At 70.1% G+C, this 25,528-nt stretch carries 19 protein-coding genes; 11 read left to right on the top strand and 8 right to left on the bottom strand.

All coding sequences use genetic code 11. The features are described from left to right. The first annotated feature begins 71 nt into the window (after positions 1-71). Together ABZZ22_RS16440 and ABZZ22_RS16435 are read left to right on the top strand one after the other, a co-directional pair. Positions 72-1,373, top strand: a complete 1,302-nt coding sequence (locus ABZZ22_RS16440) for a glycosyltransferase family 4 protein (RefSeq protein ID WP_354933182.1) — start codon at positions 72-74, stop codon at positions 1,371-1,373. A gap of 119 nt (positions 1,374-1,492) precedes the next feature. Continuing rightward, a complete protein-coding gene (locus tag ABZZ22_RS16435) occupies positions 1,493-2,608 on the top strand; it encodes a DUF1972 domain-containing protein (RefSeq protein WP_354933180.1) in 1,116 nt (371 codons plus the stop codon). 6 nt (positions 2,609-2,614) lie between these two features. On the opposite strand, the gene ABZZ22_RS16430 is transcribed toward ABZZ22_RS16435, so the two are convergent. Next, complete coding sequence (locus tag ABZZ22_RS16430) at positions 2,615-3,817, bottom strand: MFS transporter (RefSeq protein WP_354933178.1); 1,203 nt, start codon at positions 3,815-3,817, stop codon at positions 2,615-2,617. Positions 3,818-4,393: 576 nt separating this feature from the next. Here ABZZ22_RS16430 and ABZZ22_RS16425 point away from each other — a divergent pair. Further along, positions 4,394-5,656: an HNH endonuclease signature motif containing protein gene (locus ABZZ22_RS16425; RefSeq protein WP_354933176.1), complete on the top strand. Its 1,263-nt coding sequence runs from the start codon at positions 4,394-4,396 to the stop codon at positions 5,654-5,656. A 317-nt stretch (positions 5,657-5,973) separates the two neighbouring features. Here ABZZ22_RS16425 and ABZZ22_RS16420 read toward each other — a convergent pair whose 3' ends face one another. The 3 genes from ABZZ22_RS16420 to ABZZ22_RS16410 form a co-directional block, all read right to left on the bottom strand. Continuing rightward, entirely contained in the window at positions 5,974-7,152 is a 1,179-nt protein-coding gene (locus ABZZ22_RS16420; RefSeq protein WP_354933174.1) for a Cmx/CmrA family chloramphenicol efflux MFS transporter, read from the bottom strand. Positions 7,153-7,343: 191 nt separating this feature from the next. Beyond that, positions 7,344-9,269, bottom strand: a complete 1,926-nt coding sequence (locus ABZZ22_RS16415; RefSeq protein ID WP_354933172.1) for a glycosyltransferase — start codon at positions 9,267-9,269, stop codon at positions 7,344-7,346. Further along, complete coding sequence (locus ABZZ22_RS16410) at positions 9,266-10,009, bottom strand: CDP-alcohol phosphatidyltransferase family protein (RefSeq protein WP_354933170.1); 744 nt, start codon at positions 10,007-10,009, stop codon at positions 9,266-9,268. The genes ABZZ22_RS16415 and ABZZ22_RS16410 overlap by 4 nt, the downstream gene beginning before the upstream one ends. Positions 10,010-10,169: 160 nt before the next feature. On the opposite strand from ABZZ22_RS16410, the gene ABZZ22_RS16405 reads away from it, so the two are divergent. Then, positions 10,170-11,291: a glycosyltransferase family 4 protein gene (locus ABZZ22_RS16405; RefSeq protein WP_354933168.1), complete on the top strand. Its 1,122-nt coding sequence runs from the start codon at positions 10,170-10,172 to the stop codon at positions 11,289-11,291. Between the two features lie 29 nt (positions 11,292-11,320). Beyond that, the gene (locus ABZZ22_RS16400; protein WP_354933166.1) at positions 11,321-12,745 is read left to right on the top strand and encodes a lipopolysaccharide biosynthesis protein; all 1,425 of its coding nucleotides are present in this window, start codon (positions 11,321-11,323) and stop codon (positions 12,743-12,745) included. Here ABZZ22_RS16400 and ABZZ22_RS16395 read toward each other — a convergent pair. After that, positions 12,732-13,895, bottom strand: a complete 1,164-nt coding sequence (locus tag ABZZ22_RS16395; protein ID WP_354933164.1) for a right-handed parallel beta-helix repeat-containing protein — start codon at positions 13,893-13,895, stop codon at positions 12,732-12,734. The genes ABZZ22_RS16400 and ABZZ22_RS16395 overlap by 14 nt on opposite strands. Positions 13,896-14,093: 198 nt before the next feature. Between ABZZ22_RS16395 and ABZZ22_RS16390 the strand changes: the two genes are divergently transcribed. The 4 genes from ABZZ22_RS16390 (at position 14,094) to ABZZ22_RS16375 (ending at position 19,739) form a co-directional block, all read left to right on the top strand. Then, positions 14,094-16,412 (top strand): hypothetical protein, encoded by a 2,319-nt coding sequence (locus ABZZ22_RS16390; RefSeq protein WP_354933162.1) that lies wholly within the window; start codon positions 14,094-14,096, stop codon positions 16,410-16,412. A 129-nt stretch (positions 16,413-16,541) separates the two neighbouring features. Beyond that, positions 16,542-17,165: a hypothetical protein gene (locus ABZZ22_RS16385; RefSeq protein WP_354933160.1), complete on the top strand. Its 624-nt coding sequence runs from the start codon at positions 16,542-16,544 to the stop codon at positions 17,163-17,165. Positions 17,166-17,176: 11 nt separating this feature from the next. Beyond that, positions 17,177-18,817, top strand: coding sequence for a hypothetical protein (locus ABZZ22_RS16380; protein WP_354933158.1), 1,641 nt, complete (start codon positions 17,177-17,179; stop codon positions 18,815-18,817). 10 nt (positions 18,818-18,827) lie between these two features. Next, complete coding sequence (locus ABZZ22_RS16375) at positions 18,828-19,739, top strand: glycosyltransferase (protein WP_354933156.1); 912 nt, start codon at positions 18,828-18,830, stop codon at positions 19,737-19,739. Here the strand turns inward: ABZZ22_RS16375 and ABZZ22_RS16370 are convergent. From ABZZ22_RS16370 to ABZZ22_RS16360, 3 genes are read right to left on the bottom strand one after another with little or no spacing between them, the layout of a single operon-like run. Then, positions 19,715-20,734 carry an acyltransferase family protein gene (locus tag ABZZ22_RS16370; protein WP_354933154.1) on the bottom strand — a complete coding sequence of 340 codons (1,020 nt, stop codon included), beginning with the start codon at positions 20,732-20,734 and terminating at the stop codon, positions 19,715-19,717. The genes ABZZ22_RS16375 and ABZZ22_RS16370 overlap by 25 nt on opposite strands. Next, on the bottom strand, positions 20,727-22,115 hold the full coding sequence (locus ABZZ22_RS16365; RefSeq protein WP_354933152.1) for a hypothetical protein: 1,389 nt from the start codon (positions 22,113-22,115) through the stop codon (positions 20,727-20,729). Before ABZZ22_RS16365 ends, ABZZ22_RS16370 begins: the two co-directional genes overlap by 8 nt. A 2-nt stretch (positions 22,116-22,117) precedes the next feature. After that, positions 22,118-23,539: a polysaccharide biosynthesis tyrosine autokinase gene (locus tag ABZZ22_RS16360; protein ID WP_354933150.1), complete on the bottom strand. Its 1,422-nt coding sequence runs from the start codon at positions 23,537-23,539 to the stop codon at positions 22,118-22,120. Positions 23,540-23,814: 275 nt separating this feature from the next. Here ABZZ22_RS16360 and ABZZ22_RS16355 point away from each other — a divergent pair, with 275 nt between their 5' ends. Both ABZZ22_RS16355 and ABZZ22_RS16350 read left to right on the top strand, forming a co-directional pair. After that, on the top strand, positions 23,815-24,534 hold the full coding sequence (locus ABZZ22_RS16355; protein WP_354933148.1) for a hypothetical protein: 720 nt from the start codon (positions 23,815-23,817) through the stop codon (positions 24,532-24,534). Positions 24,535-24,570: 36 nt separating this feature from the next. Then, positions 24,571-25,368 carry a siderophore-interacting protein gene (locus ABZZ22_RS16350; protein ID WP_354933146.1) on the top strand — a complete coding sequence of 266 codons (798 nt, stop codon included), beginning with the start codon at positions 24,571-24,573 and terminating at the stop codon, positions 25,366-25,368. Positions 25,369-25,528 lie beyond the last annotated feature (160 nt).

Below are 25,528 nucleotides of genomic sequence, written 5' to 3'. Positions count from 1 at the left end.
TCTCCGCGCTCCACAACGCTTCTCCCATGGTCAACGCAGCCCAGCAGAGACATGGCGTCGCAAGGACGCACGTGCTGATCATCGTCCAGAACCTTCCCGTGCCGCTGGACCGACGTGTCTGGCTGGAGTGCCAGGCGCTGGTCGCGCGCGGCTACGAGGTCAGTGTGATCTGCCCGAAGGGCCCCGGCGACCCGGGACGACAGCAGCTCGGCGGCGTACGCATCTACAAGTACCGGCCCGCGCCGCAGGCCAGCGGTGTGCTCGGCTACCTGCTCGAGTTCGTCTACTGCTGGATCCGCACCGCACTGCTGGCCAACAGGGTCTGGCAGGACCGCCCGTTCAGCGTGATGCAGGCGTGCAACCCACCCGACACCTACTGGCTGCTGGCCCGCATCTGGAAGCGGCGCGGCGTCCGGTTCGTCTTCGACCAGCACGATCTCAACCCCGAGCTCTTCCTCTCCCGGTTCGGCTCGCCGACGTCCCTGTCCGGCCGCGCCCAGCTGGCCGCGCTGCGCTGGCTCGAGAAGCAGACGTACGCCACCGCCGACCGGGTCATCTCGACCAACGAGTCCTACCGAAAGGTCGCGATCACCCGAGGCGGGATGGACCCCCGGGACGTGACCGTGGTCCGCAGCGGACCGGATACGTCGGTGATGCGCCCGATGCGCCCGATGCGGCCTCATGCCCCTGCGTCCGAGAACACCGCCGGTGCCCGGCACACTCTGGTCTATCTCGGGATCATGGGGCCCCAGGACGGCGTCGACACGGTGCTGGAGGTCATGGCGGAGCTCGTTCACCGGCGCGGCCGCAGCGATGTCGACGCTGTGCTGATGGGCTTCGGTGACTGTCTCGAGGAGCTCGAGCGCCGCTGCACCGAGCTGCGCCTCGATGACGTGGTCACCTTCACCGGCCGGGCCGGGCCCGCGCTGATCGCCCAGCACCTCAGCGCAGCGACCGTCGGCCTGTGTCCCGACCTGAAGACGCCGCTCAACGACGTGTCGACGATGAACAAGACGATGGAGTACATGGCCTACGCCTTGCCGTCGGTCTCCTTCGACCTGGTCGAGACCAGGGTCTCCGCCGAGGATGCCGCACTCTTCGTCCCCTCCGGGGACGTGGCCGCGTTCACCGACGCCGTCGAGTCGCTGCTCGACGACCCCGAGCTCCGCGTCGAGCTGGCCCTGCGGGCACGGGAACGCGCCGCGAAGGTGCTCGACTGGGCCCCACAGTCGGCGGCGTACGTGCAGGTCTACGACTCGATGTGCGCGGACGCGGACGTCGCGGTGGCGGTCGAGGGGTTCGAGTACGTCGATCTCGACGACCCGGACGCGCTCCGCCAGTTCGTGCTGGCTCGGGGACCTGCCGTCACGTAACCCATTTGGGGTATAAGCCCCTCGTTCCACGCCCGCCGCCCCTGCGGATCCCTTTGGATGGCTCTTTGTGCTGAAAATAGGGGCCGTCGGCTCCTAGCCCAACTAGGAGTCAACCCCACGTGACCCCAATTGTGCGGATGCTCGGGACCCGTGGTGTCCCGGCTGCCCACGGCGGCTTCGAGACCGCGGTGGAGAACATCGGACTGGACCTGGTCGACCGCGGCTGGCGGGTCGTCGTCTACTGCCAGGACGACGAACCCTCCGCCGAGCTGCATGTCGACTCCTGGAAGGGCATCGAGCGTGTCCACGTGCCGGCCCCCCACGACGGCCCGCGCGGGACGATCGAGTTCGATGTCGGCGCGGTGCGACACGCGGCTCGCGAGGCCGCGCGAGACGGCAGCGTGTGCGTGACGTTCGGCTACAACACCGGTGCGCTCAACGCCGTGCTCCGCTCCCGCCGCGTCCCCAACATCGTCAACATGGACGGCATCGAGTGGAAGCGGGCCCGCTGGTCGGGCCCGGAGAAGGCGTTCCTGTGGACCCAGGAGCGGGCTGCGTGCTGGCTGGGTGACCACCTGATCGCCGACCATCCCGAGATCGCCCGCCATCTGGCGACCCGGGTGCCCGCAGACAAGATCACCACGATCGCCTACGGCGCCCCTCGCGTCGTCGACGCCCCGGAGTGGGCGGTGTTCGACCGCGGCCTGGAGCCGGGCTCCTATCTCACCGTGATCGCCCGTCCCGTGCCGGAGAACAACATCCTCGAGATCGTCCGCGCCTTCTCCAGCCGCCGCTGGGGCCGGCAGCTGGCGGTCCTGGGCGACTACGACCCCACCGACGACTACCAGCGCGCCGTCCTCGAGGCGGCCGGCGACGAGGTCGTCTTCCTCGGCGCGATCTACGACACCGACATCGTCTCGGCCCTGCGCTTCCACTCGGTGGCCTACGTCCACGGGCACCAGGTCGGCGGCACCAACCCGTCGCTGGTCGAGGCGCTCGGCTGCGGCAACCCGGTGATCGCCCACGACAACCGCTACAACCGTTGGGTGGCCGACGACGCCGCCCTCTACTTCTCCGACGAGGCCGGCATCGTCTCCGCGCTGGAGCAGCTCCTGTCCGACCGCGAGCTGGCAGCATCGCTGTCCGGCCACGCCCACGCGCGGCACGCCGCCGAGTTCACCTGGAGCCGGATCACCGACAAGTACGAGTCGCTCATCCGCGCCCACCTGCGCTGACTCACGCTAGATGTCGGTCGTGACCTCCTCGGCCCGAGGAGCGGGCTCGCGGGCCGTGTAGGCCCGGTACGCGAGGACGGCGGCGACGGTGAGGACCGCCGCGGTCACGGCGCACACGGTGAACAGGGTGTGCCACTGGTTGTGATCGGCGGCCGGCCCGGCGATGACGGCGGCGATCGAGCTCCCGATGAAGAGCGAGGCGGCGAAGCAGGCCACGACGGTGCCGCGCGCCTCGGGGACGATCGAGGTCGCCCACGTCTGCAGCGAGGTGTGCAGGAAGGCCCAGGTGATCCCCAGCATCACGACGACGCCGATGATCGTGGGCACCGAGACGCTCATCGCCGCCACGGCGTACCCGAGGGTCAGTGCGAGGCCGCCGATCGCCATCAGCGCCCAGCGGGGGATCCGCCGGGTGAGCGCCTTGAGGATCTGCGAGGAGAGCAGGACCGCGATGCCGTACGCAGCGGCCGCCAGCCCCGCTCGCGCGGCGTCGATGCCCTGGGCCTGCAGGGCGGGCGCGAGGAGGGTGAGGACACCGAGGACGAGGCCGCCCTCGACGAAGACGAGCAGCCCGACCACGACCACCCAGCGGTTGCTCAGCGCGGCTCGGAACGCGGCGCCCACTCCGCCGTCGGTGGTTCGCGGTGGCTCGGCGAGCGAGCGCAGCCCCCAGGCGCTGACCAGGGCCACGACCGCCGGCACCGCGAACACGACCCGCCATCCCAGCAGCTGACCGGTGATCCCCGCCGCGGCTGCCGCCAGCGCCGTGCCGACCGCCATCGCGGCCATCAGGTCCGAGAGGGCGCGCTGTCGGTGGGTGTCGGAGACGGTGTCACCGACGTACGTCAGCGAGGTCGGCACGATCGCCCCGAAGAACGCCCCCGCCACGACCCGCACCGCGACCAGGGTCACCAGGTTCGGCGCCGCCGCCGAGACCAGGCCGGCGATCCCCGCCCCGACGAGCGCCCACTGCATCAGCCGGACCCGGCCGAACCTGTCGGACAGGGCGCCCCACAACGGCTGGCACAGGCCGTACGCGAGGTAGTAGCCGCTGGCGATCGCCACCGCCTGTCCTACGGAGACGCCGAATGCCGTCGCGACCAGGACCAGGATCGGGCTGACCACGAATCTGTCGAAGCTGCTCACGAACGACGCGACCGCGATCCAGACCGGTGGGTGTGTCGGGGATGAGTCTGGGGGCAGGGGCACGCTGTCAGGTTAGTAAAGGACCGAGTTCGGCGGTGGTCGAGACCCCTGCCTCGCTGGTCGAGCCGCCGGAGCCGCTAGGCGAAGGCGTGTCGAGACCAACACGGTCGCCCCGCTGGTCGAGCCGCCGGAGCCGCTAGGCGAAGGCGTGTCGAGACCAACACGGTTCCCTGCCGGGAACGTCCCACCCGAAGGCCGGTCTGGGCCGCCGACCCGACTTCGAGGATGTTCTCGACATGGACCGGCGTCAAGGCGATGTATCGAGCTTGTCGAGATGACGGCCTTCGGCCGCCGGCTACGCCGGCCGCTATCGCGGTCCTGGACACCGGACCATCTCGAGAAAAACATGGCTGGCTATCGGGGCGGCGGCCCGGGTGTGGCGCAGCGTGGATCTTGCTTCGAAACGGTGACGCGCGTGGGGTGGAAGGGGTGGCCCTTCGGGCCACTTATCATCCACAGGTTCGCCGCCGTTCGCTCATCGCGAAAAGTGTGTTTGACCTGGGCAGATAGGTATCAAAGGAGGTGTGGAAGAGGTAGAATCGGAGGTACTACGACACGCATTGAAGGGAGGTGACAGCCATGAGCATCGACCACTGGGGCACCGGCCCCACCGACCTTCTCGAATCTGCTCTTGGTGCCATCGAAACCTCCCTCGAACAGCTCCTCGCGATGGACCCGACCTACTGGCGCACCAGCCAGAAGAAGGACTACCTGGCCCGGGTGCAGAAGCTCCAAGCTCAACAGGCCGCGTTGACGCTGCGGGTCCTCGCTGTCTCCGGTGACATCGCCGCCGAGACCGGCGACAAGGACGCCTCCGCCTGGATGCGCGCCGAGCTGCTGGTCGACAAAGGCACCGCGCGGACGCAGATCAAGCTCGCCCATGCGGTGGCGAAGTACGAGCTGGTCTCTGCCGGCCTCGCGACCGGTGTCCTCTCCGAGGCGAAGGCCACCGTGATCACCAAAGCCCTCGACAAGGTCGAGGCTGACCCCGTCGCCACGAGCGAGGACCTGGTCCTGGCCGAGAAACTGCTGGTCGACTACGCCGACCTCGCCACGGCCAACGAACTCCAGACCGCCGGCAAACGGGTCCTGACCAAGATTGACCCCGACCGGTTCGAAGAAGCCGAAGCCAAAGCCCTCCTCGCCGAAGAAGAACGCGCCCAGCAGAAGACCGCGCTGCGTGTGTGGGACAACGGCGATGGGACCGTCGGGTTCGACGGGGTCCTCCCGACATCGATCGGGATGCGGTTCAAGAAGCAGGTCGAGGCCTGGGCCCAACCCCGCAAACAGCGACTCGTCGAGAAGGGTGCCCCGCTCCCGCCGTGGGAACGGCTGATGGGCCAGGGCTTCGCCCGCCTGATCGAGACCACCGACCCGACCGCCCTGCCCCGCCACGGCGGGGACGCCACCGTGATCAACGTAGTCATCTCCCTCGAGGAGCTCCGCAAAGAGCTCGGCACCGCGATCTTGGGGTTCGACGAGACCAACGGCACCACCATCACCGCAGCCGAAGCCCGCAAGATGGCGTGCAACGCCACCATCATCCCCTGGGTCCTCGGCGGGGACAGCGAAGTCCTCGACATGGGCCGGGCCAGCAGATTCTTCGTGCCGATCCAACGCAAAGCACTCCGGCTCCAGCAGAAGTGCTGCCAAGCCGAAGGCTGTGACATGCCCCCGGAATGGTGCGACGCCCACCATCTAGAACCCTGGGCAGCAGGCGGCAAGACGAATCTGAAGGACGGGGTCCTGCTCTGTCCACACCATCACCGCCTCGCCCACGCTCCCGGCTACACGCACGAACGGTTGCCCGACGGCACCATCCGGTTCACCCGCCGCCCCTGACGCGCAGGATCACGGCCACTGAGCCCACCTACAGCACCGCCATCTCCCAGTCGAGGGCGCACAGTCGCGCGCTCGAGCCGGTTCGACCGACCTTGGGCGTAGATCCCGAGCTGATGCCCGTCGAGAACGGTCGAACGGGCATGACAGCAGGGCATGAAGTCCGGTGCTCGCGTGCCGGACAGATCTCGGGTCGTGTAGTTGCCTCACTAGGTGCAGGCGATCCGGCGTGCCCTGGGCGACGCACACCCACCGGGTCGTCCGCTGCGAGCCCCTACCCCCTGACCTGGGTATGGCTGAGGCGCGAGCGTACGGGTCGCTCAGCCGAGTGTCTCCACACTGACCGCCCTGCGGTGAAACTTCGACAGGAGCATGACCATGAGAGTCAGGGCGGTGAGGCCGGCCGCGACCCATACCGCGGCGAGGTTGCCTGCTCCGGTGGCGAGGCCGAGTGCGCCGAGGACGGGGCCGGCTGCGGCTCCGATGTTGAGCGCAGCGGTCGCGTAGGAACCGCCCATCGTCGGGGCGCCGGACGCGGCGTAGAGCACCTGGGCGATCAGGGTGCTGCCGACGCCGAACGACAGCATTCCCTGCACCAGAACCAGGACGACGAGAAGGACGGGGTCGGACGCGGCCAGGGCGAGCGCGATCCAGCCTGTCAGCAGCAGCGGGCCACCGACGGCGAGGACCAGCCCCGGCCTGTTGTCCGACAGGCGTCCTGCGACGGTGACACCGAGGAAGGATCCGAGGCCGAACATCACCAGCACCAAGGAGACCCAGGCTTCTCCCAGTCCTGCTGTCTCGGTCACCACCGGTGCCAGAAAAGTGAAGGCTGCGAAGGTGCCGCCGTTGACCAGTGCGGCGAGGGCCATCGCGAGCAGGAGGCGGTGGGAGCGTAGCTGGGCCAGCTCGGCGCGGAGCCTCGGTGAACCGGTGCTGACATCAGCCCGGGCCTGGGAGTCCGCGACGCCGCGCAGGATTCCGATCGCGGCGGGCACGCACAGCAGCGAGATGGCCCAGAACGTGGTGCGCCAGCCGGCCGCGGTGCCGAGCAGTGCCCCTGCGGGAACGCCGGCGACCGTGGCGATGGTCGTGCCGGACAGCAGGATGGCCAGGGCGCGCCCCTTCCTGTCCTCGGGCACGAGGGTGGTTGCCGTGGCCAGTGCCACGGCGAGGAAGCCCGCGTTGGCTAGGGCACTGAGTACGCGGGCGGTGAGAAGGACGGGGAAGACGGGCGTGACCGCGGCGATCACATGGCAGGCGGCGAACAGGAGCAGGCAGACCAGCAGCGCCGTACGCGGGGGCCAGCGGCGGGCGAAGGCAGCCATCAGCGGCGCGCCGAGGACCATTCCTACGGCGAACGCGGAGGTCAGAAGGCCCGCGGTGCCGACGGTGACGTCGAGATCGGTGGCGATCGCGGGCAGCAGGCCCGCGAGCATGAACTCCGAGGTGCCCATGACGAAGACCGCCAGGGCAAGCATGTAGAGGGCGAAAGGCATCGAGTACTCCGAGGTGAGTGGTCAGAAGATGGTCTTCTGGTCACCACGGCCGGCGGCCCGGAGCATGTCGAACACGCCCGCTCAGATCGCGGGCGGAATGCTCAGTGGTTCACGGGGCTGGCGGTGTGACCGGCAGCCCCTGACCTGTCTGCTTTGGGACTCGACATGCCTGAGATGTTAGCCGGAACGCTTCAGGGCCGCAGTGCCGCCCGGAACGCGGCGGCATGCAGCGCGGCCGACTCGGGCCACTCCCGCGCCGAGAGATCGGGTCGACCGGACGGTGGGTCGGTGGCGACGGACTTCAACGCACGCTCCAGGTCCTCGATGGTGAGGGTGCCTTCGAAGAGGTGGAGCCAGCCCGCACCGACCTCATCGGCCAGACGGCGGTTGACCTCGTTGTCGGGCGCCAGGACCGGGGTGTCGAGGGAGAGCGCGAGCAGCAGCGCGCCCGAGTTGTGCATCGCCCGGTAGGGCAGCACCACCAGCGCCGCCTGGGCGATCTCGGCGGCCAGGGTGGCATCGTCGGCGTAGCTCAGCTCGGCGCTCACCCGGGCGTCGGCGGCGACCGCGGCTCGGACCTGGTCGGCGAGAGCAGGGTCGGTGGGGGAGCCGATCAGGCGTACCTCCAGGTCGGCCTCGGGGCTGTCGGCGACCGCCTCCAGGAGCAGTTCGACACCCTTGTAGGGCTTGATCAGGCCGAAGTAGAGCACTCGTCTCGGGTGGCTGGTGGTCGATCCGGTGGCCGAGCTTGTCGAGACCTCGATCATCGGCGCGAACCAGTCGCGATAGTGGGCATGGACGATCGTCGAGGTCGGTACGTCGAGCGGGGGAGCGGTCTGGTCGGTGAGCCGGATGACGTGCCTGGTGCGACGCTCGAGGGAGTCCAGGAGCCGGTGATCCCAGCGGCTCAGGCCGTCGGGGCGGAGGAGGTTGTGCCAGGTGCGTACGACCGGGGTCCGGGTCAGCGTCAGCCGGGCGACGAACGCGGTCGTGAGCAGGCGGCGGGCCAGGCGGCGCAGAGGTGTGCGCGCCGACATCAGCAGCTCGGGCCAGTGCACGTGGAAGACGTCGTAGCGGCCCGCGATGGCCCGCGCGAAGCCGAACAGGAGGACCTCGGTGTCATCGCGGCGACCCAGGGTCTGGACGAGCTGGACGATGTAGGGGTTGGTCGTCGCGCGCAGCTCCCGGGCCGACTCCAGGACCCGGACCGGCCGGTCGCGGCGCCCGTCGCGCAGCCCCCGCACGGCCGCGGAGACCGGACGCACCGGGTGCAGGAGCTGCCGGCGCCCGCCACGCATCAAGATCTCGTACGCCGCCCCGACCGCCCCGCGTCGCCAGGCCTGCTGCCGCTCCTGGCTGAGCCAGGTCCGGGCGAAGAGGGCCCGGTTGCGGATGTTGAAGTAGTAGTAGGCGGGCGACTTGGCGCGGGATCCCTCTGCGCGCTGGGTGCCGCCGCCGGAGTGGGTCGCCGTGGCCCCGTCGATGACCGCGACCCGGCCGCCGAGTGCTTGGACCCGGGCACAGAGGTCGACGTCCTCCCAGTAGAGAAAGTAGCGCTCGTCGAAGCCGCCGACCCGCTCCCACAGCTCGCGCGTGACCGCGAAACAGGCGCCGGTGATCCACGGCAGCGTCTCGGCCTCGGGGCGCTGTGATCTGGAGTGCTGGGCTCGCCGCCGCCAAGGGCGCATCGTCCCGGTTTCGAGGTCGAGATCGAGACCCGCGGAGGCGACCTCGCCGTCAGAGCCGAGCACCGTCGGCCCGGCGAGCAGGAGCGGCTCGGCGTCCACGGCGGCGACGAGGCGTACGGCCGACTCGGTATCGATCGTGGCGTCCGGGTTGAGGAAGAGCAGGACCTCGGCGCCCTCGGCCAGCGCGGCCGCGGCGCCCAGGTTGCAGCCGGCGCCGAAGCCGGTGTTGGTGCCCGGAAAGACTCCGGTCCAGCCCTTACGCTCGCAGAGGTTCCGGACCGCGGCCCGATTGGCATCGGTCGAGTGGTTGTCGACCACGACGATCCGTGCGGGCGCGAGGGCGGTGGCCACCTGGGTCGTGTGGTGCTCCAGCAGCGCTGGATCGCCATAGCTGACCACTACCACGGCAAGCCGGGAGAGGTTGCTCATGACGGCCCGTCCAGCGCGCGCAGCTCGCGCCACCACTTGCGCAGCGCGACGACCAGCGCGGCGGCGTTGCAGACGAACACCAGGGCGTAGGTCCACTGGAAGACCGCTCCGAAGCCGAGCAGCACGAACATCCAGCACTGTGCTCCGTAGTCCATCGGCAGCAGCGCCCACTTGCGGAGCGGGTTCTCCTGGACTGCCACGGGGGACACGGTGGAGGACGGGCGCAGCGTCGGCATCAGGATCAGCCCGAAGTACGTCACCACGGCGACCACCTCGAAGCCCAGCGGCACCAACAGCCAGCCGTCGGTGGCCGGGCCGAAGCGGTGCCAGGACACCAGCACCGCCAGGTGGAGGCTGGCGGTCTTGAAGCAGTCGATGGTGTGGTCGAGCCACTCACCCGACCGCGTCCCGCCGCCACGCAGCCGGGCGAGCTGACCGTCGGAGGAGTCGAGAACGTAGCCCGCTGCCAGCAGCACCGCGACCACGATCCCGGTCCACCAGCGCGGCTCGACCAGCGCGAGCACCAGCAGGCCGGCGGCCGAGAGCGTCGCACTCAGCGCAGTGACCTGGTTGGGCCTCAGGCCGAGCGTGTGCGCGGCCGCGGCGACGACCCGGCCGGCGGGCCGGTTGACGAGCCGCGAGTAGGCCGCGGTGTTGAGCGACGGCTTCTGCGCCCGCCCCAGCGCCTCCAGATGTGTGCGGAACCCGCCTGGGGCGCGTTGGGCGCCGGTCGCGGCCATGCTCGTTGCCTGCTTCGCTCATACGTAGGGGAGGACACCGGGACCCTAGTCGAGCCGCGATCGCCCCGAGGATGCCCGGGTCGCCCGATCCCCAGATCTGGGGAGGACTTCGCTGGGACTTTCGGCCCGGGCCCGTGCGGTGTCATACCGTGGCCCCATCATGCGTTTGTTGGTCGCCCACCCGTCGCCGGACGTCTACGGCTCCGATCTTCAGCTGGTCGAGACGGTGCGTGGGCTGCACCAGGCCGGGCAGCGGGTCACCGTCGTCGTACCCGAGCACGGACCGCTCCTCCCGCTGCTCGAGGCCGCCGGCGCGAGCGTCGAGGTGATGGCGTTCCCGGTGCTGCGCAAGGCCTACCTCAGCCCTGCCGGCCTCGTCCGGCTGGCCGCGGCGCTGATGGTCTTCTGGGTGCGAGCGGCGCGGCTGTGGCGCCGGGCCCGGCCGAGCCGGATGCTGGTCAACACCGTGACGATCCCGTGGTGGATCCTCGTCGCTCGCGCCGCGCGCGTTCCCGTGGTCTGCCACGTGCACGAGGCCGAGGACGACCAGCCCAAGCCCGTACGCCTCGCCCTGACCGCTCCGCTCGTTCTGGCCACCCGCGTGGTGGCCAACTCGCGGGCCTCGCGCGACGTGCTCGTGCGCACGCTGCCGGTGCTGGAGCGGCGTACGACTGTCGTCTACAACGGCGTTCCCGGGCCGGAGTCCGCCGCCGCAGCCCGCGCCCGGACCCCCGACGGACCGCTGCGACTGGTGCTGGTCGGGCGGCTCTCGCCGCGCAAGGGGACCGACGTGGCCCTCGAAGCGCTCGCCGAGGTGCGCCGACAAGGGATCGATGCGCGGCTGCGCGTGTGCGGTTCGGTGTTCGCGGGCTACGAGTGGTTCGAGCAGGAGCTCCGCGACCGCGCTGCCGAGGCCGACCTGGCCGGTAGCGTCGAGTTCCTGGGCTACGTCACCGAGCCGGCCGGCGAGCTCGAGCAGGCCGACGTGGTGCTGGTGCCCTCCCGCGTCGAGCCCTTCGGCAACGTCGCGGTCGAGGCGCTGCTCGCCGAGCGGCCGTTGGTCGCGAGCCGAGTGCAGGGGCTGGCCGAGATCGTGCGCGACGGCGAGACCGGGCTGCTGGTCATCCCTGGTGACGCCGGGGACCTGGCCGAGGCGATCCAGCGGCTCGCTGCGGACCCCGCCCTGGCGGCCGGGCTCGCCACCGCCGGGCGCAAGGACGCCGAGGAGCGCTTCGGCGTCCAGCGCTATCAGGACGAGATCGCTGCCGAGGTCCTCGATTGAGCCTGGGTAGGAGCGCTGCTCGAGGAGGGATGGTGGTGCTCGGCGGCCAGGGCGTACGCATCCTGGTCCAGATCGCCTCGGTCGTGGTGCTGTCCCGGATGCTCGGCCCGCGCGACTACGGCCTGGTCGCGATGGTGCTGGCGGTCGTCGCGGTCGCGGAGATCTTCCGTGACCTCGGGCTCTCGACGGCCGCGATCCAGGCCAAGGAGCTCAGCCGAGAGCAGCAGACGAACCTGTGGTGGCTCAACTCAGGCCTGGGCCTAGCCCTGGCGCTCCTGGCGATCGCCGCCGCGCCGCTGATCGCCGCGCTCTACGGAGAGCCGGCGCTCACCATGCTGACCGTGGCGATGGCTGGGATGTTCGTGCTCAACGGCATGGCCGCGCAGTATCGCGCCGACCTGACCCGTCGGATGCGCTTCACGCGGCTCGCCGTCGCCGGGGTCGCGGCGCCGTTGCTGGCTCTTGCGGTCGCGGCGTGCGCGGCGGCCAACGGCGCCGGCTACTGGGCGCTGGCCGTTCAGCAGCTCGTCCAGAGCGCCGTCGCGCTGGCGATCACCGGCGCTTTCGCTGGCTGGCTTCCCGGCCGCCCACGGCGCGGCGTCGAGATGGGCGGCTTCCTGCGTTTCGGCTGGTCGCTGGCGGGCACCCAGCTGATCAACTATGCCGCCAGCAACATCGACTCGGTGCTCATCGGCACCCGCCTCGGAGCCGAACAGCTCGGCACCTACAACCGCGCCTGGCAGCTGCTGATGACCCCACTCGGCCAGCTGCGCGGCCCCACCACGACGGTGGCACTGCCGGTGCTGAGCCGAATCCGCGACAACCCCGCGCTGACCCAGCGCTTCGTGCAGCGCGGCCAGGTCGCGCTCGGCTACAGCCTCGGTGCCGGGCTCGGGCTGGTTGCCGGCGCTGCGGCTCCGATCTGCGCGCTCATGCTCGGCCCAGGCTGGGACGTCGCCGCCATCGTCGCCCTGCTCGCCTGCGCCGGCCTCTTCCAGACACTGGCCTACGTCGGCTACTGGGTCTATCTCGCCCACGGGCTGACCACGGAGCTGCGCCACTACACCCTGGTCGCCTCGGCCCTGAAGGTCGTCTGCGTGGTCATCGGGGTGCAGTACGGGATCACCGGCGTCGCGGTCGGCTACGCGACCGCCCACCTGCTGGAGTGGCCGCTGTCGCTGTGGTGGATCTCCCGCCGCACCCAGCTCCGAGTGGGCCCGCTCTACCTCGGTGCCGCCCGGATCCTGCTGGTCGCCGGGGCGGTCGCCGCCGCGGCGTACGCCACCGCTCAGGCGCTCCACGGACAGCACCCCGCGGTCACGGTGCCGGTCTGCGCGGTGGCCGGGGCCGCGGCGTACGCGCTTCTGCTGATCGTCCCTCCGGTACGCCGCGACGTGATGTCGCTGGTGGTGACGGTGCGGGGCGCGCTGTCCCAGAAGATCAGCCGCGGCTGAGGGTGACCGGACGCCCGGTGTCGTCCCAGACGTTTCCGGAGTGGCTGACCTTCGTCGAGGAGGGGCGGATGATCGCGCAGCCGTCGATGCGCTGGTCGCTGAGGAAGCGGTTGTCGCGGATCACCAGTCCGTCGACCGGGCCTCGGCCCTTCTCGGCGATGTTGACGGTGCAGCCGCCTCCGCCGAGAAGGTTGTCACGGATCGTGACCCCGTCGACGTCGCGGATGCTCTGGGTGATCTGCACACCGGCGTTGTAGGCGCCGGTGAACCGGTTGCCCGCGATCGTGATGTTGCCGCCGCCGATGATCTGGATCGAGTCGTCGTGGGAGGCGCCGCCGTCCTGGTAGGGGTCGCTCTCGAAGTGGTAGTTGTCGTGAAACCAGTTGTCGCGCACCGTCACGTTGCTGCCGGTGATGTGGACCTGGTCGGTGACGTGGTGGATCTCGGAGCTCTCCAGCGTGAAGTCATGGCCGACCACGCCGTTGACGCCGGGAGCGGCGCTCGCGGCCCGCACCTCGACGTTGCGCACCAGCATCCCGCGACCGCTGTCGTTGTTGTTGGAGATCCCCGCGGTCTCGGAGCCGGTCGGCACGATCACCTTGGTGTTGCGGATCGTCACGTTCGGCGCCTCGACGCTCACCCGGCCGTGCACCTCCAGCCCGTCGACCACCTTCCCCGCGGTCCGGATGACCAAGTCGCCACGGTGGACGCGCAGCTTCTTCTTCGGAGGTACGCCGGTGCGATCCGGCTCCGGGCCCTGCTGTCCTGGGTTGCCTGGCGGCGGCGACGCCAGCGGGTCGGCCTCCACCGGCTCCTGCTCGGGTGACCCCGGGCGGTCGCCGGAGCTGGGCGGCTCGGCCGAGTCCGAAGGTCGCTGCTTCTTCGTCGGCCTAGCGGACGGGTTCGCGGTCGGGCTGGGGATGCGTGTGGAGGAGGCCGATGGAGAGGCCGAGGCCGGTGCCGACGGCGACGACGTCACCGGTCCGCCGAAGTTGTCGGGCGGCAGTTCGCCGTAGTTCCTCTCCGCACGCGGCGCGCTCTCCGGGGCGGGATCTGAGGTCAGCGCGTAGGTCGAACCCAGCGCGATCGCCGTAGCGACCGTGGAGATGCCGAGGAGCAGGATTCGGGACGGGCCGGGCGAGACAGTCAAAGACGGACGCCTTCCTGGGACTGTGTGGCCAACGGATGTCGGAGTCTGCACCACGCAGCTTGCGCGGATGGGGCCTCTGGGTCCAATACATACCCGATTCAGGGGAACGGCGGTGTGATCGACGGGCGGATGACCGCGGGTGTCCTCGACACTGGCGTGTCGCAGCCGGAGCTGGCTGCCTTTGTACAGGGATGGATGATGACGCGGATTCAGGGCAAGCCCGGTGGGACCAAGTGGCGTCTGCTGGCGGCCGGGGTGGTCGCTGCTGTTCTCGGGGCGGGCAGCCTCGCCATGCAGGGAGGGGCGACGGCGGACACGGCTCCGGTCGACCCCGAGCTACCGGAGACGGTCTCGGCCGACGTACTTCCGACCGTGCAGATCGACGGGGTCGCCTGGAAGCAGGTGATCGTCGGCGACACCGTCTATGTCGGGGGCAACTTTAGCTCGGCTCGTCCGGCGGGCGCCGCGGCGGGCACCGATGAGACGCCGCGGTCGAACCTGCTGGCCTACCGGCTCTCGACCGGCGAGCTGATCCCGGGCTTCGCGCCGAGCGTCAACGGCCAGGTCAAGGACATGGCGCTCTCGCCCGACAAGTCCCTGCTCTACCTCGCCGGCAGCTTCACCAATGTCGACGGCGTCAACCGCTACCGCGGCGCGGCGATCAATCTCGCCACCGGCGCGCTGACCAGCTTCCGGCCGATCTTCAACTCGACCACCAACGCGGTCGCGGCGACCGCGGATGCGGTCTTCTACGGCGGTGCTTTCACCTCCGCCGACAACACCGCACGTACGAAGGTGGCCGCGGTCCGCCCCAGCGACACCGGCACCCAGCTGCTGCCGATGAACCCGACCGTCTCCAACGGGTCGCTGCAGGACATCGTGGTCTCGCCCGACGGCGCCGACATCGTGATCGCCGGCAACTTCACCAGCGTCAACGGCTCCTCCAACCCGGGCTACGGCCTGGCCCGGATCAAGGTCGCGACCGGCGCCTCGATGTCGCTCCCGGTCAACTCGGAGGTGCGCAACGCCGGCACGAACTCCGCGATCCTGTCCCTGGAGAGCGACAGCACCAGCTTCTACGGCAGCGGCTATCACTACGGCAAGGCCGGCAACGTCGAGGGCTCCTTCAAGGCCGACTGGGCCACCGGCCAGCTGACCTGGATCGAGGACTGCCACGGGGACACCTACTCCGTCTGGCCGACCTCTGATGTCGTCTACCAAGCCAGCCACAAGCACGGCTGCGACACCTCCGGCGGCTTCCCGGAGACGAAGCCGCGCAGCTACCAGCACTCCACCGCGGTCACCCAGGATGTACGCGGCACCAACGTCGCCGACGACAAGTACGGCTACCCCGACCACCCCGGCACCCCGCGCCCGGAGTTCCTGGAGTGGTACCCGAAGTGGACCCCCGGCACCTTCACCGGCGCCAACCAGGCGCCCTGGACGGTGACCGCCAACGACGACTACGTCGTCTACGGCGGCGAGTTCCTCGAGGTCGACGGGGTCGCCCAGCAGGGTCTTGTGCGCTTCGCGGTCAACACGATCGCTCCCAACGAGGTCGGTCCGGCCCTGTCCGGCGCGGACTTCGGGCTCACCGCGACCTCGCCCGCCGACGGCCAGGTCAAGCTGAGCTGGCCCGGCAACGCCGATCAGGACAACGCGACCGTGACCTACAAGGTCTACCGCGGCTCGACCGACGTCGCGCCGATCCACACAAAGGCCGTTACCGCGGCGTTCTGGAAGCAGACCACGCAGAGCTTCCTCGACTCCGAGGCGCCGCCGGGCTCCACCCAGCGCTACCGGGTCGTCGCCGAGGACGCCTTCGGCAACCAGGCGCTCACCGAATGGGTCACCGTCGACGTCACCGGTGAGCCGGCGCCTCCTGCCGAGGGCACCGTCGCCGAAGACACGTTCGAGCGCGCCGAGACGAGCGGCTGGGGCACCGCCGACGCCGGTGGCACCTGGACGCGCAGCACCGGCGTCGCCGGCAACTTCTCGGTCTCCGAGGGCCGTGGCCGGCACGCGAGCACCCCCGGCGGCACCACCGAGTCCCGGCTCGAGGAGATCTCGGCGGGCGACGTGGACGCCACCGTCAGCGTCGGAGTCTCTCGGCTCCCGGACGCGGGCTTCGTCTGGTCGATCCTCGGTGCCCGGGTCTCCGGCTCCGACCACTACGCCTCTCGGCTCCGGTTCAACCCGGACGGCACCGTCGGCGTCCACCTCGTACGCAGCGGCACCCCCGTCGTCGGCGCCAACGTCGTCTCGGGCCTGAGCGTTGCGCCCGGCGACCGGCTGATGGTCCGCCTCCAGGTCACCGGCGCCACGCCGTCGACCGTGCGCACCAAGGTGTGGCCGGTCGGCTCCACGGAGCCGTCGGGATGGACGTACGAGCTCTCCGACTCGACCCTGGCCAACCAACTCCCCGGGGGAGTGATGGTGCGCGGCTACGGCTCCTCGTCGATCGGCGCGACGCCGGTCGAGGTGAGCTACGACGATCTGTCGGTGGTCGAGCCGTAGCCGTCGGCCATCACGTACCCGATCTTGGGGAGTGTGTGTTGCGGACGCGCCCGCGGGCGGTCGGCTTGGGCCACAATGCGACGTCTTTGATCCATCGTCTTGTCCCACCCTGCCCGCGGAAGTTCCCCCATGCTCAGTCAAGTCCCGCGCTCGAGGATGTACGTCGCGGCAGCCGTCGTGGCCGTCGTCCTGGTGAGTGTCGCGGTCGCCCTGATCGTCCGCGACCCGTCCGCCCCGGCCAGCTCCGAGCCGGACTCGACGGTGGCCGCCGAACCCACCCCGACGACGACCCCGTCGGAGGAGGAACCTGCACGGGCGCCCGACTCGGCGAGCGCCGAACCGGGGAAGCCGACGGACGGCAACCGCGCGCTCGGCCTGAAGGCCGAGGCGACGACGGCCCCCGGCGTGACGGCACGACTGGCGAGGATCGACTCCGTTCAAGCCACGGCAAGCCTTCCCGGCGAGATCGGCGGTCCGGCGCTCGCGATCACCGTGAAGGTGAAGAACCAGACCGGGAAGAAGCTCGACCTGGCGCTCGGTGTGGTCAACGCCTACTACGGGCCTGAGCGCACCCCGGCGGTGAGCGTCGCCTCCGACGGCGAGGTGCCGTTCCCGGCCTCGGTCGCGGACGGCGAATCCGCCAAGGGCGTCTACGTCTTCCAGATTCCCGAGGAAGCCCGCCCCGTACGCGTCGAGCTCGATCTGGGCAACGGCGCCGACGTGGTGGTCTTCAAGGGCCGCCCCCAGCGATAACCGTCCCCACGATGAGAGATGTGATGAAGCCGATCCTCGCTGTCTTGGCGCTCCTGGCCACGAGCCTGACCCTGGCGACGACCTCCGCATCCGCGGACACCGCTCCGGCCGATACAGACCTGCCGAGGACGGTCTCTGCCGACGTACTCCCGACCGTGCAGATCAACGGGGTCGCCTGGAAGCAGGTGATCGTCGGGGACATCGTCTACGTGGGCGGCAACTTCACCTCCGCTCGTCCCGCGGGCGCCGCGGCCGGCACCAGCGAGTCGGCGCGCTCCCACATGTTGGCCTACCGGCTCTCGACCGGAAAGTTGGTCACCGGCTTCGCGCCGAAGTTCAACGGCCAGGTCAAGGACCTGGCGCTCTCGCCCGACAAGAAGCTGCTCTACGTCGCCGGCAGCTTCACCCAGGTCGACGGCGTGAATCGCTACCGCGGCGCGGCGATCAACCTCGCCACCGGCAAGGCCACGAGCTTCCGGCCGATCTTCAACTCGACCACCAACGCGGTCGCGGCCACCTCGACCGCTGTCTTCTACGGCGGGGTGTTCACCTCGGCCGACAAGATCGCGCGTACGAAGGTGGCGGCGGTCAAGCCCAGCGACACCGGCACGGGCCTGCTGCCGATGAACCCGAAGCTCGCCGGCGGCAACGTCAACGACATCGCGGTCTCCTCCGACGGCACCAAGATCGTGATCGGTGGGGCGTTCACCAGCGCGAACGGCTCCGCCAACCCGGGCTACGGCCTGGCCCGGATCGAGGTCTCCTCGGGCAAGTCGCTGGCGCTGCCCGTCAACTCCGAGGTCCGCAACGGCGGTGCCAACTCGGCGATCCTGTCGCTGGAGTCCGACGGCACCAGCTTCTACGGCACCGGCTACCACTACGGCAGCGGCGGCAACCTCGAGGGATCCTTCAAGGCCAGTTGGGCCACCGGCAAGCTGACCTGGCTCGAGGACTGCCACGGTGACACCTACGCCGTCTGGCCCACCACCGACGTGGTCTACCAGGCCAGCCACAAGCACGGCTGCGACACCTCCGCCGGCTTCCCGGAGACCAAGCCGCGGGCGTGGTACCACGCCACCGCCACCACCCAGGACGTACGCGGCACCAACACCGCCGACACCAAGTACAACTACCCCGACCACCCCGGCACCCCGCGCCCGCAGTTCCTGGAGTGGTACCCGAAGTGGACCAACGGCACCTTCACCAGCGCCAAGCAGTCGACCTGGACGGTGACGGCCAACGCCAAGTACGTGCTGTACGGCGGTGAGTTCCTGAAGGTCAACGGCGTCGCCCAGCAGGGTCTGGTGCGGTTCGCCGTCAAGGACATCGCTCCCAACAAGATCGGTCCGACGCTGAAGGGCGCCAAGTGGGCGCTGACCGGCACCTCGCCCTCCGCGGGCAAGGCCACGCTGAAGTGGCCCGGCAACCCCGACAAGGACAACGCGACCGTCACGTACAAGCTCTACCGAGGCTCGATGACCTCCACGCCGATCAAGACCGTCAAGGTCACGGCCCCGTTCTGGAAGCACGCCGCGATGACCTTCACCGACACCGGTCGCGCCAGCCGCTCGGCGCAGAAGTACAAGATCGAGGCCGTGGACCCGCTCGGCAACGTCTCGCGCTCCGACTGGGTGACGGTCACGATCAAGTGACTCCTTCCCGATGACCCAGCCGGTCTGGGTCTGCATGCTCACCTATCGGCGGCCTGAGGGGCTGGCCGAGGCGATCGGCATGCTCCGGACCCAGCTCGATCTGGTTCCCGGCGCTCGGATGCTCGTGGTCGACAACGACGAGCAGCCGAGCGCCGCGGCGGCGGTGGCCCAGGCGGCAGACGGCGATACCCGCGTCGTCTACGCCCATGAGCCCACCCCAGGGATCGCCGCCGCGCGGAACCGGGCGCTGGCAGAGGCCGGACCGGACGCCGTCGTCGTCTTCATCGACGACGACGAGCAACCGTCGCAGAGGTGGCTGCCGACCCTGCTCACCTGCTGGCAGGAGACAGGTGCGGCTGGCGTCGTCGGTCCGGTGGTCTCCACCTTCGCCGCCGAACCGGACCCGTGGATCACCGCGGGTGGCTTCTTCGTACGACTGCGGCACGCCACCGGCACGGTCGTCACCACCGCCGCGACCAACAACCTTCTCCTCGACATGCGCCAGGTCGGCTCGCTCCGCTTCGATCTCGGCTTCGGTCTCTCCGGCGGCTCCGACACGGTCTTCACCCGCACCCTCTCCGCAGGCGGCGGCCGGATCGTGTGGTGCGACGAGGCTCCCGTCCATGACCTGGTCCCCACCGACCGTTCGACCCGCGAGTGGGTGCGCGCCCGCGCCTCCCGGATCGGCAACTCCGACTCCCGGGTGCAGGTCTACCTCGCACCCCGGGGCCGGCGTCCGATGGCGCGATTGCGTGCCACCGCCCGCGGCCTCGTCCGCCTCCTGGGCGGATCGGCCCGCATCGTCCTCGGCCGCCTCACCGGCTCGTCGGCCCACCACGCCCGAGGCACCCGCACCATGCTGCGCGGCCTGGGCATGCTCCGGGGCGCCTGGGGCTCCTATGTGACCGAGTACGGGCGCTGACCTCCGCCCGTCGGACGCTTGGCGGTCCAGCGCGCGATCGGAAAGTCGAAGATGCCGCGGATTCTGCCGGTGATCAGCCGGTCCAGACCCAGGGCGAGCAGGATCGCCGTGATGGTCAGCAGGGGCATGGCCACCAGTCCGGCGCCCGGCGGCCAGTCGATGTCGCGCCCGGTGAGCAGGGCCGCGGCGGCGGTGATCGGGAAGGCGTGGACGACGTAGATCGGGAGGGTGCGGGTGCCGAGGTGGCGTACGAAATCGAACGCCGGGACCCGGGCGATCATCACCCCGAGCCCGCAGCCTGCCGCGACCGCGAGCAGGCCCAGCATCGGACGTACGAAGATGATCCGGTCGTCGGCGACGTAGAGGAAGAACCCCAGAACCAAGACGTACGCCAGGCCGGCCCCGACCACGTGAACCGGCCGCATCCGTGGCACAGCCGAGCGCACCGCAGGTGCGGCGCGGGAGGCCAGCACGAAGAAGAACCAGTAGCGGAACGTCTTGTCCCAGGGGACGTCGCCGGTGGAGACGAGACCAGCGGCGAAGACTGCGGAGCAGATCAGCGCTGTGCCGATGACGAGCCACGCCGGCAGCCGCCGGGTCAGCCAGCCGGCGAGCGTGAACAGGCACAGGGTGTAGAGGAACCAGAGGTAGACGTTGGGCTCGATCAGCACCTGGGCGATTGAGGCGAACGTCTCGGGCGGGGGATGCGGCAGGAGCGCGCGGAAGATGCCGAGGAGCAGGCACCAAAGGACGTAGAGGTAGATCAGGTTCAGGCACCGGGTGCGCAACACGACCCGCAGAGGTCGGGCGAGCAGGGAGGGCGCGAGGAGGCCGGAGAGGAAGAAGAACAGCGGCATCCGGAAGGTGTCGAGGGTGTAGGCCAGCCGCGACCAGGGGCCGGCGAGCCCGACCAGGTCGAGGTTGATCACGGCATGGAAGAGCACCACCAGGATGATCGCCAGGCCGCGCGCGGAGTCGATCCAGCCTTCACGCACGCTGCGGACCTCCGGCCAGGTAGCGCTGGCGAGCTCGCCGGTCGCGGCGCCCCTGTCGTCGCCGTGGCGGCCGCTGCTTCTGTTGCGGCGGGGACGGCTCGGCAGCCACCTCCTTGCGCTGCAGCAGGAACACCCCGAGCGCCAGCGCGAGCGTCGGCAGCGAGCTGATGATCGGCCCGAAGAAGAGGTTCCAGCCAAGCTGCAGGGCGAGGAAGATGCCGAGGGCGGTGCCGGTGCGGTGGGCCAGGCTGCGGCCGAGATAGCCGGTGGCGAGCCACAGCAGCCACCCAGACATCACCAGCCCGGCGAGACCGAACCAGATCCACAGGTCGCCGATCAGCGAGTGGACCTCGATCCGGGTGCCGAACATGTAGTGCTCGACGTAGCCGTTGTCCGGGTCATAACCGAGCGCCGACATGCCCTGTTTGGCGGCCTGCATGTCGGTCGCGGTGGCCATGATGCCGGCACCGTAGCCGAGCGGCTCGTGGAGCATGAGGGCGACCGTGGCCCCGATCTCCGGTCGCCCGCCGAGGATGAGCGATCCCGCTGTCTGCACCTGCAGCTCGGTGCGCTCCTGCGCAGACTGGCCTAGGTAGCCCTCCAGGGCAGCCCCCTCGAGCGCCCGGTAGATCCCGAGCCCGAGGCCGCCGACCAGCACCAGGGAGAGCAGCACGGAGGTCGACTTCTTCGCCGTCGCTGGTCGGTGCTGCCACACCAGCAGCACCGCGGTCATGATCAAGAACGCGCTCATCGAGCGAGCACCCGAGAGCGCGGTGACCGCGGTCAGCAGGCCGAGGACGACGAGCTCAGCGGCGACCTGCTTGCGGGGGCGCCGGGGGATGAGCAGGCAGGCTCCCAGCAGCAGCATCGTCGAGGGCATCGCGAACCCGAACCGCCACGGTTCCTCGGTGAACCGAGAGCCCATCGGGGCGGTGGTGAACGCGCCGACTGCGTAGAGACACACCACGGCCCCTGGTGAGAGCACCCGTTGGCCCCACAACAGCGCCCCGGCGCTCATCGCGGCGGAGAAGACCGGCAGCAGCTCGATGAGCACACTGGCCTCGGTCGGCGGATGCGTCGCCGAACGCCAGGTGTTGAGCGCGATCGCGGAGATGAAACAGGCGAGCAGCAGTACGCCGCCCAGCACGGCCCCGCGATAGCGGCTCGCCTCCCGGATCCAGACAGGTGCCAGGGCCGCGCCGATCAGCCCGCCGACCGTCAGCCCTCTGGCGAGGTTGAAGTCGGTCCCCGCGAGGAACGCCGCCGCTCCCGCCAGCAGCGCGGCCAGCACCTCCCAGCCGGTCCGTTCGGCGTGCTGGGTGCGTCGGTTGCGCGAGGTGCGCTCGGTGCGCGGCGAGCGCACCGCGGTCGCGACCGCCACGGTCAGCTCCCGGCGGCGGGGTAGCCCTGCTGGCGCGGTTCCCGGTGGCGTACGAGGCCGGCGAGGAGACGGGCGAACCAGTTCTGCTCCGGCTGGCCGTAGTAGGTGTGCGCGGCGGTGTCGCGAACCTGGTTGGCGACGATGCCGAGGCAGCGGGCGTCGACGGCCTCGAGGCTGTCGATGGCCTCGAGCACCTGCGGGCGGTGGATCGCACGGCAGTTGGCGACCACCAGTGCGCCGTCGGTCAACCGCGACAGGATCGCGCCGTCGGCGACCGGAAGCAGCGGCGGGGAGTCGAGGATGACCACGTCGTAGCTGGCGCGCGCCTCCTCCAGCAGGGCGGCCATCCGGGGCGAGCCGATCAGCTGGGCGGGGTTGGGCGGGATCTCGCCCATGGTGAGCACGTGCAGGTTCGCGTCGCCCCAGACCTGGATGACGTCGTCGAGCTGGACCTTCCCGATCAGCACCGTCGTCAGCCCGGCCGCGCCCTCCAGGCCGCAGTAGTCGGCGACCGCCGGTCGGCGCATGTCGGCGTCGACGAGCAGCACGCGCTGGCCCTGCTCGGCGATCGCCAGCGCCAGGTTGATCGATGTCGTCGACTTGCCCTCACCACCGATCGAGGAGGTCACGACCATGGATCGGACCCGCGAGGAGGCATCGAGGAACTGCAGGTTGGTCTGCAGTCTTCGATAGGCCTCCGAGGCGACGTTGTGCGGATCGATCGCGGTGATCGCACCGCGGGAGCGCCGCTGGCCCCGGCGCCGGGGGATCGCCCCCAGGAGCCCCACGTCGGTGAGCTGCTCGAGCTCGGCAGCGGTCCTGACCCGCGTGTCCAGAAGGGCTCGGACCACGGCGATCGCGACACCGAGGCCGAAGCCACCGGTGAAGCCGACCAGAGCGGCCAGCCGCGTACGCGGTGCGAACGCCTCTTCGGGCGGGTCGGCCCGGGCGACCACGGTCACCTCGACCGCGGACTTCTTGTTGGAGCTGGGGGAGAGGTTGGTGATCGTGGTGGTGAGCTCGTCGGCGACCGCGTTGGACAGGTCGGAGGCGCCCCTACTGGTCGTGGCCACCGCGTCGATCTCGATGATCACGGTGTCGAGCGGGTTCTCAGCGGTGACCGTCTCGGCCAGTGCCTTCGAGGTCGTGTCCAGGTCGAGGTCGTAGATGACCTGGTCGAGGACCACCGGCATCGTGGCCAGCTTGGCGTAGGACTGGACGATGTCCTGGGTGAACGTCGAGCCCTGGACCAGCTCCTGGGTCGTCGCGCCGCGCGCGATAGAGACGAAGACGGTGCTCTGGGCGCGGTACTGCGGGGGGGTCGCGTGCGCCTGCGCGAAGGCCGCGCTGGCGCCGATGATCGCGAGCGCAGCGACGATGTACCAACGCTTTCGCAGGGCTGCGACGTAGTCGCGCAGGTCCACCAGGTCACTCCGTCCGATGTCTTTGCCAGGCTGTTCGTCCGTGGCTCATCCGCCCTCAGGGCAGGTCCACGGGGCCATCGCACATCCTCACCCGATTTGGGGACGACGTGGCCGAGCGGCCGCCCCGTTCCCCCAAATGGGGGATTGATCTGCCGTTGGTTTCTGGAGCCGTACGCTGGCTGCGTAATGTCTGTTCGTCACGTTCGGGGGGTCCGCTGCGTGGATGTGCGATTCACGCTCGAGAATCGTCAGGCAACTGTTCGAAGGTAGGCAGGATGGACTCCGCGACGATCCTGGTCGTCTGCACCGGGAACATACGACGATCCCCGGCGATCGAGGCGATGCTCCGTGAGGGCGTCGGCCAGATCGGCGGGCTCGCCCGGCACGGCATCACGGTGATCTCGGCCGGCAGCGAAGCGCTCGAGGGCTACGACATGGACTCGATGATCGCCTCCGAGGTGGCTCTCGCCGGCACCCGGCTGACCAGGCATCAGGCTTACCGTCTCGACGTCGCCGACATCGAGCGTGCCGACCTGATCATCACCGCCGAGCGGTCCCATCGCAGCGACGTCGCGCGGCTGGTGCCCCCGGCGGTCAAGCGGACGTTCACGCTCGTCGAGCTCGCCGCGCTCAGCGATCTGCTGGGACGCGCGGCCCTGGGCGGCCCCACGGGTTCGGAAGCGGATGCGGCAGCCCGGCTGCGTGCGCTGGTCCAGCTCGCGCCGCTGCAACGGACCCGGCGGCGGATCCGGCGGCCGGCCGACGACGACCTTCTCGACCTGCGGAGACGGTCGCCGCGCGAGGCGCGCCGGCTGGTGACCGAGGCGCGTGGCCATGTCGAGACGCTGCTGCGGGTTCTGGAGCCGAGCGTGTCGCTGGTCAACAGGCCTCAGCGACCCCTCGCCGCTCCCGTCGCCCCCACTTTCGACTCGTCCGAGGAGCCGAACGAGTCGACCCAGCCTCGGTCCGTGCACTCCACCCGGTCGGCGGGTTGACCGAGGCCGGTTTGGAGGCGAGTTAGGTTTGCCTACATGAGCCGACCCGCGAAGCCCGAGACCGTCCTCGTCGTCACCGCCACCGAGCAGCTGAGCCCGACGATGATCCGGGTGAGTTTCCGCTCGGAGGACCTGAGCGCCTTCTCGGCGAGCGTCTTCACCGACCGCTACGTGAAGCTGGCCATCCCTGGCGAGCCCGGCTCGGCCGACGACACCCCCGTGGTGCGCACCTACACCGCTCTCAACCCGTCGGTCGAGGACGGCACCCTCGACATCGACTTCGTCGTCCACGGCACCGAGGGGTACGCCGGTCCCTGGGCCGTCGCGGCCGAGCCCGGTGACACCCTCGTGGCCCTCGGCCCCGGCGGCGCCTACGCGCCCGACCCGGAGGCCGACTGGCACCTGCTCGCCGGCGACGAGACCGCCCTGCCCGCCATCCGCGCCGCTCTGGCCGCTCTCCCGGCCGACGCCCGCGGATACGCCGTCCTCGACATCCCCGCACCGGACCATGAGCAGCCGCTCGACCACCCCGAGGGCGTGGAGGTGACCTGGCTGGTCACCGGCGACCACACCCACCACGCGGCGCAGGACGCCGAGGGTCACGAGCAGCTCCTCCTCACCGCCGTCCGCGACCTGAAGTGGCTCGACGGCCGCGTCCACGCCTTCGTCCACGGCGAGGCGGCCGTCACCATGCACGGCATCCGCCCCTACCTCCTCAAGGAGCGGGGCGTCCCGAAGGCCGACGTCTCCATCTCCGGCTACTGGCGCCGCGGTCGCACCGAGGAGACCTTCCGCGAGTGGAAGCGCGAGCTCGCCGAGGCCGAGTCCGTCTAGCCCGCCGAGTCGGCTCAAACTGACACAGCGCAGCGCCGAGTCGGCTCAAACTGACACGGAGCAGCGCCGAGTCGGCGCGTTAAGACGAGCCGACTCGGCGGAACTCGGTCAGGACGAGCCGACTCGGCGCGGGGTTCGGGCAGGACCAGCCCCCGCGGCG

Source organism: Nocardioides sp. NPDC006273 (assembly GCF_040613495.1).
Lineage (GTDB): Bacteria > Actinomycetota > Actinomycetes > Propionibacteriales > Nocardioidaceae > Nocardioides.
Note: the sequence above shows the minus strand (reverse complement) of the source record. Positions and strands in the feature narration are given on the sequence as shown.